This is a genomic window from uncultured Lacinutrix sp., from assembly GCF_947500605.1.
Classification (GTDB): Bacteria; Bacteroidota; Bacteroidia; order Flavobacteriales; family Flavobacteriaceae; genus Lacinutrix.
On record NZ_CANMSJ010000005.1, the window covers coordinates 147,361 to 160,372 of the forward strand.

Genomic DNA, 13,012 nt, shown 5'->3' on the forward strand with positions numbered 1-13,012 from the left:
AATGAGAGTTTTACAACTAATAGATTCTTTACAAACTGGAGGAGCAGAGCGTGTAGCAGTTAATATAGCTAATGCCTTAACCTCTAATATAGAAACTTCTTATTTATGTGCAACTCGCGAAGAAGGTTTATTAAAAGAAAGTATTGATACTCGCGTTAATTATTTGTTTTTAAATAAAAAGAAGACGATTGAATTTAAGGCAATTAAAAATCTAAACAGTTTTGTTAAACACAATAAAATTAATGTTATCCATGCACATTCTACCTCGTTTTTTTTAGCAACAATTATTAAAATTTTAAATAAGAATGTTAAGATTGTTTGGCATGATCATTATGGAAATAGTACTTTTTTAGAAGCGCGATCTTATAAAATGCTAAAAAAATGTTCTAAGTATTTTTCTGTTATTTACAGCGTAAATAAAGAGTTAGAAGTATGGGCAAGAGAGACATTAAATAGTACAAAGGTGAGTTACCTTCCTAATTTTGCCGTAATAAATATAATTGAAGGTCGAACAACATTAAAAGGGAAAGAAAATAAACGTATTATTCATTTAGCTAATTTACGAGAGCAAAAAGATCATTTTACTTTGCTTAAAGCTTTTAAAGGTATTGTTAGTCAGTTTCCAGAATGGACTTTACATTGTGTAGGTAAAGATTTTGAAGATGATTATTCTAAAGCATTTAAACAAGAAATAAAGACCTTGAGATTAGAAGAAAATGTTTTTGTTTATGGAAGTAAACCAGATATTACTCACATATTAAATCAAGCAGAAATTGCTGTGCTTTCTTCTAAGTCGGAAGGTTTGCCAATTGCTTTATTAGAATATGGTTTAGCAAGTTTGCCAACAATTGCAACTAATGTAGGGAATTGTAATTTGGTGATTGCTAATGAAACTTTAGGGCAATTAGTTCCTTCTATTAATGCTTTAGCGCTTTCTCAAGCTATAATAAATTATATTAGCGATATGGAGAATGCTAGAATAAAAGGAGCGAATTTTAAAACACATGTTCAAGCTAATTTTTCTGCAAATTCAGTTGCTAAAACACTAGTTGAAGATTATAAGCGTATTTTAGAATAAATGACAAAAACTGAGCACATAAATAAGCAATGTAAATTACTGTTTAAACCGTTATACGTAAGGTTAGCAGTTTTAGCAATGATTATCTCTTATTTTTATAATTTACCTGTTGTAAAGTATAGTGTTAAAGGTGATAATGAATTAAGATTGTTTGATTTAGCAGGGTTCGTTATACTCTTTGTCTTGTACAATAATAGTGGGTTTGTATTATATTATATAAGAGCGAAAACTTACCTAAAAACATTCAATACTTTTGTAATGTGGTGTGGTTTTACATTAATATTTACAGCATTGTTTAGTGTGTTTATGGGAAGGCCTTTATGGTTTATTAAATCAGTATTATATTATTATCACATGGTAGTATTCTTTTATACAGGCGTTTTTGTTGCCATGTATTTAAGAGAACGAAGTAATTATAAAGTTGTAGCGAGTATTGTTTTAATATTATCGATTGTAGAGGCCGTTGTAGTCTTTCTTCAGTATTCTGGTTATATTCCTTTTCTATGGAATAGTGTTTATGAGGCAGCTTATGGAGGTTTTTTATCGGGTGCTTTAGGGCCCAATAAAATCTGTTTAGGTATGACTATGTTTATATCATTTGTTTTTTCAGTTGGTCTATTTCTTCAGAAGCAGTTAAAAGTCAATAAAATTTTGATTATAGCTAGTTTATTAACAAGTTTAGCTACAATTGGTATTTCTGGCTCGCGTACTACTTATCTAGCATTGCTAATCTTTGCTTGTTATATTTTTGTTATGAAAACAAGGAAGTTTTTAGCGTTATCTGTAGTGTTATCTTTAGCTATAATAGTAGCTTTCTTTTTTAATTTAGAATTTATTGAAACTATAAGTAATACAATAGAAGGGAGAGTTATTAATAAAGTTTCTAGCCCAGATGCTTTTAAGGCTCAAAATATAGATGTTGGTCAGTTGTATGAAGATTTAGGAGCAGGAAGGGATAAAATTGTAGTTATGTATCTAAAATATATAGCCAATAATCCTTATGTAATACCCATTGGAATAGGTGTTAATAATAGGCTTTTGGTTACTTCATCAGCTCATAATATTTATTTAAGTTTAATAAACGAAGTTGGTTTAGTAGGATTATATTTTTATTTAAAATGGCTTACTTCTTTTTTATATCTTAAATTTGGAAAGGTAAGCTCTCTTAAATTGGCGCTTAGCGGTATGGTGTTCGCTATGTTGGTAACACTTTATTTTGGAGAACATTTATATCTTTATCGCTCTGTATTTACCATTTTAGGGTATTTTATTTTAGTAACCATATTATTAATCGCACCACGATATTATTTTACCAATGCAAAACCTAAATAAAGTAGCCGTTGTAATTCCTTACTATAATGCCTCTAAGCATATAGTGAAGGTGCTGAGTAAGTTGCCAAATATAGTATGCAAAGTATATGTTGTTGATGATTGTAGTTTAGAGGCACTCCCAAAAGAAGCATTGTCTGCATTCTCGAATGTGGAGTATATAAAACATGAAAAAAATCTAGGTGTTGGAGGAGCTACCAAAACAGGTTTTGCAAAAGCCATAGAAGACAATATAGATATTGTTGTTAAAGTTGATGCAGACGACCAAATGGATACTAGTTACATAAAAGATCTTATTGCTCCTTTAGTAAATGGAAAAGCCAGCTATGCAAAAGGTAATCGTTTTAGAGACTTTAAGGCGCTAAAAAAAATGCCTTTTACAAGAAAAATAGGTAATCTAGGCTTGTCTTTCCTTACAAAAGCAGCTACAGGTTATTGGAATAATTTCGATCCAACTAATGGTTTTTTTGCAATTAAAACAGAAACATTAAAGCGTTTAGATTTCGACGAAATTTCTAATAGATATTACTTTGAAACATCATTAATTTCTCAGCTATATTTTCAAGATGCAGTTATTAAAGATGTAGCAATGCCAGCAATTTATGCAGATGAGAAGTCGAGTATGAGTGTTTGGAAAATGCCTTTCGTGTTTTTCCCAAAATTGATAAAAACCTTTATTAATAGACTGTTTAAAGCGTATTTTGTTTACGATTTTAATATTTCGTCTATCTATATTTTGATAGGAACTCCTTTGTTTTTATTCGGGCTTATATACGGTATTTATAATTGGTGGTTTTATTCTAGTCAAGCCGTTTTTGCTCCAACAGGAACCATTATGTTAGTGACTTTAACTATTATTGTTGGCTTTCAATTATTACTACAAGCAGTGCACTACGATATTACTAAAGCACCAAAAGTAAATTAAATGCTGAAATCTAAAAATAATCGTTTTTATTTAATTTTTGTAATACACCTTATTATTGCTCTAGGTTTTTATATTGAGAATTTAAATGCAAATTACAGTAGTTTGTCTTCCGATCTTCAAAATATTATACCTGTTGCGCAGAAGTTTGATAATCCAGAATTGTTTAAAAAGGATCTTTATGTAAATGATATAAATAATGTAAAATATTACACACCATTTTTTGTGCAACCACTTCGATTTATAGCTAAATTCACTAATGGAGACTATGTACAAGTAATAAATATATTAAACACTATTTGTCATTTATTATTTGGTATTCTATGGTTCTATTTAATCTATAGGTTTATTCCAGATTTTTGGATTGCTTTAATAGTATCTTTTGTAATACGAGGTATTGTTTGGTTGCCAGGATTAGAAATTTGGGGCATTGCAGACCTTTGGGCAATGATGCCAAGAACACTATATATTACTTTGTTTCCAATTCCTTTTTTAGTTATAAACCTCCGTTTAAATAGACTTGTAATATCTGGTTTCTTGATTGGATTAATTTTTAATTTTCATCCTATTACAGGATTAGGAGGTATTCTGCTTTATGTGTCATTTATTATTTTAATGCTCTTTTTTTATAAAATAAAGGATCTTTTAAATACAAAAAATATTTTGATAATTGTTATAGCTATAGCTATCGGTATGCTTCCTTTTATCATTACCTATTTCGGAAAAACATCAAGTACTGTTGTCTATAATATGGATGCATTTCTAGAAGCTTTTAATACTAGAATACCAAGGCTCTTTTTTGAACCACTAACTTTTTTGAAACATTGGCTAACTTTTAAAACGTTATTCTATGTTATTCCTATCGTTTTATATTATTTGGTAACGATAAAAAATAAAAGAGAAAACACTCAAGCAAGGTTAATTATTATTTTAACACTAATTTTAATTGTTTTACCCTCTGTGAGTGTTTATGTAGAACAAGCTATTAATAATTTGTTTAATTTAAATTTTAGATTATCATTTCAGCTTATACGTAGTCAAAAAGTAGCAATAATTCCGTCATTTTTTGCGATAGCGTTTTTACTTAATCATTTTAAGAAAAAAATCGAGAACAAATGTTTTTTACCAGTGTTAGCTTCAGTTTACTTTGTGATATTAATAGTGTGTAAACTAGAAGTTTTTAACTCTGTACCTTTTGTTGGTGATGATTTATCAAGGTATGTTTTACCAAATAACTTAAGTTTAGGTAGTAATTATAAAGCGGAAAAAAAAGATTCAGATAAAATGGCTGAGTATATTTCTGTTAATACAGATCAAGAAGCTGTTCTATTTGGAAGTCATGTATATAGAGCTGCTACAAAGCGATCTGTTGTTTTAGACCCAAAAGGCGCTTCTATGTTAATAGAAGGTAATCCTTCAAGATTTATACAGTGGAGAAAAGATCAAAAGCGAGTAGGAGAAGCAAAATCTATAAAAGATATTATTGCTATTTTGAAATCATTAGAGGTGAATTATATTGTTAGTAGAAATGAAAATTATGCTATAGAATTGACAGCTATACACACAGAAGGAAATATTTCACTCTACAAGATCCAATGAAAAACATCCTCTACATAGGAAATAAATTATCTTCTAAAGGTAAAACAGCAACAACTATAGACACACTTAGTAGTGCTTTAGCTACTGAAGGTTATTGTGTAAAATCTGTATCCAGTAAAAAAAATAAGTTTTTACGATTGTTAGATATGCTGTTGTCTATTATTAAAAATAAAACTTGGGCAGACTATATTTTAATAGATACTTACAGTACTCAAAACTTCTATTTTGCTTATTTAAGTAGCCAATTGTGTCGCGTTTTTAGTTTAAAATATATTCCCATTTTACATGGAGGAAACTTACCTAATCGTCTTAAAAGCAGCCCTAAATTAAGTAAAGCAGTTTTTAATAATGCGTATATAAATGTATCTCCCTCAGCGTATTTAAAATCTAATTTTGAAAGTTTAGGATATCAAAATATTACCATAATTCCAAATGCTATAGAACTAGAGCACTATACTTTTAAAAGCAGAACAATAGAAACTATTAGATTACTTTGGGTACGCTCATTTTCTGAAATATACAATCCCAAATTAGCAGTTTCTATCTTAAAAACACTTCAAGATAAAGGTTTCGAGACTAGTTTAACAATGGTTGGTCCAGATAACGATGGTAGTTTAGAGGAGACAAAAATCTTTGCGAAATCTTTAAAAGTAGATGTTAGTTTTACTGGAAAACTCTCTAAAAAAGAATGGATTACGCTTTCTAAAGATTATAACATTTTTATAAATACTACCAATTTCGATAATATGCCAGTAAGTATAATAGAAGCTATGGCTTTGGGTTTACCGGTAATATCTACAAATGTAGGAGGTATGCCTTTTTTAATAGCGCATAATGTAGATGGTGTTTTGGTGCCTCCTAACAATGTAGATGCTTTTACTACAGCAATTTTAAAGTTAAAAAATAATGAGAATTTAAAAAACAACTTAGTTAAGCAAGCAAGGAAAAAAACGGAAGACTATAGTTGGCAAATAGTTAAAGAGAAATGGAAGTCTATTTTACAATAAATATTGTAAACCTCGTATTACTTATTATCTTTACGCAAAACCACGTTAACTAACCAATGAATAAGCAGTCTAATATTCATTTTGAAATATCTGAAAGGAAAGTCTTGCTACGACTTTTTGATGTTCTATTTGTTGGTGTTACTTTATATTTATTTAGCTCTTTTACCGCATTCGATTATTTTACTATTGATGACACACATTGGAGATGGCTACTTGTTTTAGCTCTTTATATTATGGGTTTCGGAACCGTTTTCGAGCTTTACGATTTAAAAAAATCTAGTAAAATAGAAAGTGTTACAAGTGCCATATTACTTACAACTTCTGTAACTGTTCTTGTTTACCTTCTAACGCCTTATTACACGCCGGTATTACCCGAAAATCGTATTCAAATCCTTTATTTTTATTTAGCGATATTGTTACCGTTAATAATCTGGAGATTGGCCTATATTACCTTTATAGCTTCTCCAAGATTTTATAAAAGAGCATTGTTGGTTGGTGAGATTTCTAGTATTCAGGCTATAGTTTTATCTTTAAAATTAGCAGATCCCAATTATCAAATTATAGGATTTATTAATTGTGAAGAGGAAAAAGAAGATCAAATTAAATTTAACGGAATAACAGAATTTAAAGCAAACGACATTCATGAAATTATAGAAGAAGAAAACATCTCGGAAATTGTTGTTGCAAGTTATAATTCTGAAACTATTTCTTCTTCTTTATACGTAGATTTAATAACGTTTTTAGAACGTGGTTATCCTATTAGAGAGTATAGTCAGGTATACGAAGACATGTCTTACCGAGTGCCTGTGCAGTTTATAGGTAAAGATTTTTATAAGTATTTTCCATTCAGTCGTAACAATAAAAATAAACTCTATCTCGCTTACAGACGTACTTTTGACTTAATATTATCTGCCTTCGGGATTTTATGCTCTATTTTAATACTGCCATTTATCTTAATAGGTAATAGTATTGGTAATCGCGGACCTTTACTATATTCTCAAGAGCGAATAGGTAAAAATGGTAAGCCGTTTAAAATTTATAAATTTAGAAGCATGGTAATTAATGCCGAGTCTGGAGGCGCTGTTTGGGCGAAAAAAAATGATTCGCGAGTAACTGCTTTTGGACGTTTTTTAAGAAGCACTCGTTTAGATGAATTGCCTCAGTTAATAAATATAATTAAAGGAGACATGAGTATTATTGGACCAAGACCAGAGCGTCCAATATTTGTAAATGAATTAGCATCGGTAATACCGTTTTATCATACAAGGCATATTGTAAAACCTGGATTAACCGGTTGGGCGCAAGTAAAAGCACGTTATGGTTCTAGTGTTGATGATAGTTTGGTAAAACTAGAATACGATTTATACTATATTAAACATCGTGGATTTTTACTAGATTTTAATATTATAGTCAAGACTCTAAGTACTGTTATCTTTTTAAGAGGACAGTAGTTTTATTCTAATCACTTTCTTAGCAGCCTTCAATAAATCTAAAAACTAAATTAGTAAATAATGTTATTTTTTTCTTCGGGAGTAGCCATTTTTCAAAATCAGATAAACTTAAAAAAGAGTTAGAAAGTATAACTGCTTTTAAACTTTGCGTCCTAAAAAACGTATTAAATAAATATACCTTACAGCCAATGCAATTAGTAAAGGTATAAGCGCGTAAGCATAAACCTGAACGCCAATAAACCAATGCATAGTCATTAAACAAAGCATAATAACAAGAAACTTTAAATAACTAACAAACCAACGCTTAGGAGCACTTTTAGAGACTTGAAATAAAGCTATTAAGCTAATTGGGCATGCCCATAGTAAGTTGTAATTGTAAGCAGTTGCAGTATGGTCTGTAGCAAACCAAAGTAGTAGTAATAGTAAGCCAATAATACCAGTTGTTGTAAAAAGTATTACATCTAACCATTTAGAACGTTTAGCGTTTTTACTATCCTTAAAAGTGATAAATAAAATACCTAAACTTAGAAGTGAAAGAATAACTATAGGACTCGTAAAAAAACTATCTTTTTTAAATTCACCTTCTTGGGCGTAAAGTATTTTAGATGTTTTTACAATGGGTTTATTGGTGTTTTTAAAAGAAGCTTCTTCAAAAAACTGAAAGATGTTTTCTGGTAAAAACATATATTCTCTTGGGCTTGCTGTTCTATCTATAACAGAACCTAAGGCAATATCAATACCAAAGCTTCCCCAAGAATTCCAATATAAATTGTTTTGTATAAGCTCTCTAAAGGTTTCGTTTTTATAAACTTTAGGAGTCTTGTATTCTATGTTTCCATTTAAAACCGTTTCAGAGACATCACGCATTTTAGTAGCACAGTTGTCGTAGAAAAAATCGTAAAGATATGGTCTGTTTTCAGGCTTGTAATTATTACCTAAGTAATTTAAAAGTGTTTCTTTTTGGGCTTCGTTTAAATTAAGAACTTGTTCTTTTATCGTTCTATTTTGTTTTTTGTAATACGCGATAATATCTCGCGTATTAGCAGCTCCCATTAAATATTTTAATTTTCCTTTAGCGAAATTGGTATAGAAATTTGGATCTTCAAAATTATATCTTCCGTAGTCGTAAATAGCATCTAGGTATTCATTTTGTACTCTAAAACCATTGTGTCCAAAGCTATCGTTTAATAAATTTCCTGGCCCAATAGTAATAATGCTTATTTCAGTATTATCTGTAAGTTGTGGGACTTGAGAAAACGAAAAAAAGAAAGAAAGTAGGAGTGAAGTGAGTAAAAAATTCTTCATATTTAATGTTATCTAAAAGCGCTAAAGTCTAATTTTAATGAGAATACGTTAGAATATAATGCAGCACTTTGGTCACCAATATCTGTAAAAGCATAATCTACATAAATACCTTTGTATTTAAAGCCTAGACCAAAACTTGGTTGAAAACTTAAGCTTTCGGAATTATCTATTTGTAATTCATTTTGAAAATTACCAACACCAGTTCTAAGATATATCATATCTATATAACCAAATTCAAATCCTAAAGCAGGATTTACACTTGCAAAAGATGTTGAGAAAATATCGTTGTTTTGTTCGAAACGTACATTTAAATCTAATGCTGCTTTTAAGCTATAGTCGTAATGAAAAAGGTAGCTTTTAGAAATTCCTATTTGTAGCTTAGGTATTGTAATTTCTGAAGATTCTGGTAATTCTTGATTTTGTCCTTCTACAGCACCTTGTACTCTTGCAAAAGCTTCTTCATCGTAGCTCCAAGAATTAAAAGTTGTTGTAATATCTCTAGCCATTAAGCCAAATTTCCAATTGTTATCATTTTCAAATTGAATACCGGCATCGAATCCAAATCCCCAAGAATTAGCAAAATCACCAATAATACGACGGATCACTTTGGCATTAATACCATAGTTTAAACCTTGAATAGGTAATTTTCTAGCGTAAGAAAATGTAAAACCGTAATCTGCGGTCGAGAATAAACTAATTCGGTCGTAGTTAACATTACCTTGATCGTCAATTAATTGTGTAGTGTCTAAAATATCATCCACTGCAAAACGTATTAAAGAGAATCCAATAGAGCTTCTATCGTCTAAAGGCATTGCAAATGCAGCATAATCGTAATTCGCAATGTTTGCAAAATAACTAGAGTGCATTAATGCCAGTTGGTTATCTTCTACATTAACTAATCCTGCAGGATTCCAATATCCAGCATTAACATCGTTAGTGGTAGCGGCTACAGCATTGCTCATTCCAAGAGCAGCGGCATCAACACCAATATTCATGAATTCGTTAGAATATTTGGTTTGACTAAAAAGTGTAATAGACACTAAGGTTAGCGCAAGAGTTAGTGGTAGTTTCAATGGCAATTTTTTTACAAAGATGGTATAAATTTTCTATTTACTCAAAACAAATAGGTTTTAGAGAATTTAGAGCTCATGATTTCAACAAAATAAGGAAGAAAAGAACGTCTATAAAAACCTAAATTCTATTTGTTTTGGGTATCTATTTAAACTTCAAATTAAATACTATATTGTATAGTGTTATATTAAATTGAAATACTTTACTATTTTTACCAAAAAACCAACCCATGCAAATTAAAAAATTTATTCCAAATTTTATAACACTTCTTAATCTGTTATGTGGAAGTATCGCTGTATTATTTGCGGTTAATAACCTTTTTGTTACTTCGGCATTATTTGTTTTTTTAGGTATCTTTTTCGATTTTTTCGATGGGCTTTTAGCACGTAAACTAAATGTGCAAAGCGAACTAGGTTTACAGTTAGATTCTCTAGCCGATATGGTTACTAGTGGTCTAGTGCCTGGTATTGTTCTTTATAAACTTATAGCCATTGCTGTAGATGCGCCACCTATGGCAGCTTCTAATGAATGGTCTTTACATTGGTCTGGATTTTCAATGTCTTTTGTACCAATTATTGGATTGTTTGTAACTTTAGCTTCGGCTTACAGGCTAGCAACATTTAATTTAGACGAAGACCAACAGACGTATTTTAAAGGTCTACCAACTCCTGCGAACACATTACTTATTATGTCGTTGCCATTAATTATGGAGTTTCAACATAACGATGCTATTAATGCTATTATACTAAACAAATGGTTTTTAATTGGGCTTGCTCTTTTAAGTTGCTACTTGCTTAATTCGGGTATTAAGCTATTTGCTTTAAAATTTAAAGACTATAGTTTTAAAAATAATGCAATGCGCTACGTTTTTATTATTCTAAGTCTAGTTTTATTAATTGTACTGCATTTTGCAGCAATACCAGTAATTATATTATTATATATTCTTCTTTCTTTAATTCAAAATAACAAAAACTAATGGGTCAAATTATTTTTACACTTATTATGCTAGTGGCTTTACAAGCTGTTTTAGGTTTCGATAACTTATTATACATTTCTTTAGAATCTAAAAAAGCACCACTCTCCGAACAAAAAAGTGTGCGTAAAAAAGGAATTTTAATCGCTATTGTTTTAAGGATAATATTATTATTTGTGTTAGTAAAAGTTATCGTCTTTTTTCAAGAACCTTTTTCTTGGCTAACAGGAGAAATAGAAGATATTGTAAAGTTTTCGTTTAACGGCCACAGTATTATTGTACTTGTTGGTGGCGCTTTTATTGTTTATACTGCTATAAAAGAAATCTGGCACATGATTTCGCTTCAAGAAAATAGCCATAAAGTAGAAGATGCCGAGCGTGGTACAAAAACCGCAAAAGCAGCAATTACAAGTATTGTGATTATGAATTTGGTGTTTTCTTTCGATTCTATTTTAGCAGCCATTGGTTTAACAAGAGAGATTGAAGATTCTACAGTCGCTTTTATAGTTATGGCCATTGCTATTGTAGCTAGTGGATTATTAATGCTATTTATGGCCGATAAGATTTCTAGCTTTTTATCTAAAAACAGAATGTACGAAGTCTTAGGTTTATTCATTCTATTTATAGTTGGAATTATGTTGATTACCGAAGGTGGCCATTTGGCTCACTTATATTTCTTTGGAAATGAAATTGTACCAATGAGTAAAACAACGTTCTATTTTGTAATTGCCATTCTTGTAATTGTAGATGTTGTACAAGGTCGCTACCAAAAGAAGCTATTAAAGGAGAATAATAAATCAGAAAAGGCTTAAACTAAAAAACTTATTAGATGAAAGATTTAAAATTCCCTTTACAATTCAGTTTCCATATCGGTACACTTGCAAACGATTTTACCGCTAAAGATGCAAATGGTAAGACAGTAGCTTATGTAAAGCAAAAAATGTTTAAGCTTAAAGAAGCGATTACTATATATTCAGATTCTAATAAAACAAACGTTGCTTATACTATTGCAGCAAACCAATGGTTAGATTTTTCTGCAGCTTATGCATTAAAAGATGCAAATGGTTCTATAATTGGTAAAGTGGCTAGAAAAGGTTGGGCTTCGATATGGAAGGCTAATTACGAAATTATAGACCAGCACGATAAAATACAATACCACATTAAAGAACACAATGCTTGGGTAAAGGTTTTAGACTCTATATTGGGAGAAATACCTGTTTTAGGATTCTTTACAGGTTACTTATTTAATCCTACTTATAATGTTACTAATTTAAGAGATGAGATTATTGTAAAGCTGAAAAAAGAGCCTTCTTTCTTCGGAAAAGAGTTTAAAGTAGAACTTCTTAAACCAATAGATAATGACGACGACGATCGTATTATGCTTAGTTTAATGATGATGGTTTTACTAGAGAGACGTAGAGGTTAGCATAAATTATTAAAGCATAAAAAAACACCATTGGTAAATTACTAATGGTGTTTTTTTGTTGTAAAATATTTCTTTATTATTTCTTCTAAAAATCAATTTTAGTTTTACGCAGTTCGAAGTTCTGACCGAGGTACACCTTACGTACCATTTCGTCTGCAGCAAGCTCTTCTGGCTCACCAGCTTTAAGAATGCCACCTTCAAACATAAGATATGTTCTATCTGTAATAGCTAATGTTTCTTGTACGTTGTGATCGGTAATAAGAATACCAATATCCTTTTTTGCTAAACGTGCAATAATACGCTGGATATCTTCTACAGCCACAGGATCTACACCAGCAAAAGGTTCATCTAAAAGAATAAAATTAGGATCGGTTGCCAAGGCACGAGCAATCTCTGTTCTTCTACGTTCTCCACCAGACAATAAATCGCCACGACTTTTTCTAATATGCCCTAAACTAAACTCGTCTATAAGCGATTCCATTTTATGTAATTGCTCTTTCTTGCTTAGTTTAGTTAATTGTAAAACACTTAAAATATTATCCTCGATACTTAACTTTCTAAACACCGAAGCTTCCTGTGCTAAGTAACCAATACCATTTTGTGCACGCTTGTACATTGGGTATTTGGTAATATTAGTACCTTCTAAAAATATGTTTCCACCGTTAGGTTTAATTAAGCCAACAATCATGTAAAAAGAGGTTGTTTTTCCTGCACCATTAGGTCCCAGTAATCCAACAATTTCTCCAGTATTTACTTCTAAAGAAACATCTTTTACAACTTTTCGTCCGTTGTAGGACTTCATTAAATGTTCGGCTTTTAATTTCATGTGTACATATTATATTAGATAAAAA

General features: G+C 30.5%; 12 protein-coding genes. 9 read left to right on the forward strand and 3 right to left on the reverse strand.

Translation table 11 applies throughout. The features are described from left to right. Position 1 precedes the first annotated feature (1 nt). Genes Q0935_RS09235 through Q0935_RS09260 form a run of 6 tightly spaced genes read left to right on the forward strand, consistent with a single transcriptional unit; the run spans position 2 to position 7,386 of the window. The gene (locus Q0935_RS09235) at positions 2-1,078 is read left to right on the forward strand and encodes a glycosyltransferase (RefSeq protein ID WP_299385097.1); all 1,077 of its coding nucleotides are present in this window, start codon (positions 2-4) and stop codon (positions 1,076-1,078) included. After that, positions 1,079-2,410 (forward strand): O-antigen ligase family protein, encoded by a 1,332-nt coding sequence (locus tag Q0935_RS09240; protein WP_299385101.1) that lies wholly within the window; start codon positions 1,079-1,081, stop codon positions 2,408-2,410. It begins immediately after the preceding gene. Beyond that, complete coding sequence (locus Q0935_RS09245) at positions 2,394-3,332, forward strand: glycosyltransferase family 2 protein (RefSeq protein WP_299385105.1); 939 nt, start codon at positions 2,394-2,396, stop codon at positions 3,330-3,332. Before Q0935_RS09240 ends, Q0935_RS09245 begins: the two co-directional genes overlap by 17 nt. Continuing rightward, positions 3,333-4,928: a hypothetical protein gene (locus Q0935_RS09250; protein ID WP_299385109.1), complete on the forward strand. Its 1,596-nt coding sequence runs from the start codon at positions 3,333-3,335 to the stop codon at positions 4,926-4,928. Then, complete coding sequence (locus Q0935_RS09255) at positions 4,925-5,935, forward strand: glycosyltransferase family 4 protein (RefSeq protein WP_299385113.1); 1,011 nt, start codon at positions 4,925-4,927, stop codon at positions 5,933-5,935. Before Q0935_RS09250 ends, Q0935_RS09255 begins: the two co-directional genes overlap by 4 nt. Before the next feature lie 56 nt (positions 5,936-5,991). Beyond that, the gene (locus tag Q0935_RS09260) at positions 5,992-7,386 is read left to right on the forward strand and encodes an exopolysaccharide biosynthesis polyprenyl glycosylphosphotransferase (RefSeq protein WP_299385115.1); all 1,395 of its coding nucleotides are present in this window, start codon (positions 5,992-5,994) and stop codon (positions 7,384-7,386) included. 138 nt (positions 7,387-7,524) lie between these two features. Here Q0935_RS09260 and Q0935_RS09265 read toward each other — a convergent pair whose 3' ends face one another. Further along, positions 7,525-8,691 (reverse strand): DUF4105 domain-containing protein, encoded by a 1,167-nt coding sequence (locus Q0935_RS09265; RefSeq protein WP_299385119.1) that lies wholly within the window; start codon positions 8,689-8,691, stop codon positions 7,525-7,527. 8 nt (positions 8,692-8,699) lie between these two features. Then, complete coding sequence (locus Q0935_RS09270) at positions 8,700-9,764, reverse strand: PorV/PorQ family protein (protein ID WP_299251702.1); 1,065 nt, start codon at positions 9,762-9,764, stop codon at positions 8,700-8,702. A gap of 227 nt (positions 9,765-9,991) precedes the next feature. On the opposite strand from Q0935_RS09270, the gene Q0935_RS09275 reads away from it, so the two are divergent. From Q0935_RS09275 to Q0935_RS09285, 3 genes are read left to right on the forward strand one after another with little or no spacing between them, the layout of a single operon-like run. Beyond that, entirely contained in the window at positions 9,992-10,738 is a 747-nt protein-coding gene (locus tag Q0935_RS09275) for a CDP-alcohol phosphatidyltransferase family protein (protein ID WP_299251705.1), read from the forward strand. Continuing rightward, positions 10,738-11,547: a tellurium resistance protein TerC gene (locus tag Q0935_RS09280; RefSeq protein WP_299385122.1), complete on the forward strand. Its 810-nt coding sequence runs from the start codon at positions 10,738-10,740 to the stop codon at positions 11,545-11,547. The genes Q0935_RS09275 and Q0935_RS09280 overlap by 1 nt, the downstream gene beginning before the upstream one ends. 17 nt (positions 11,548-11,564) lie before the next feature. Further along, positions 11,565-12,161, forward strand: coding sequence for a hypothetical protein (locus tag Q0935_RS09285; RefSeq protein ID WP_299251711.1), 597 nt, complete (start codon positions 11,565-11,567; stop codon positions 12,159-12,161). An 85-nt stretch (positions 12,162-12,246) separates the two neighbouring features. Here Q0935_RS09285 and lptB read toward each other — a convergent pair whose 3' ends face one another. Beyond that, the gene (gene lptB / locus Q0935_RS09290; protein ID WP_055435367.1) at positions 12,247-12,987 is read right to left on the reverse strand and encodes an LPS export ABC transporter ATP-binding protein; all 741 of its coding nucleotides are present in this window, start codon (positions 12,985-12,987) and stop codon (positions 12,247-12,249) included. Positions 12,988-13,012 lie beyond the last annotated feature (25 nt).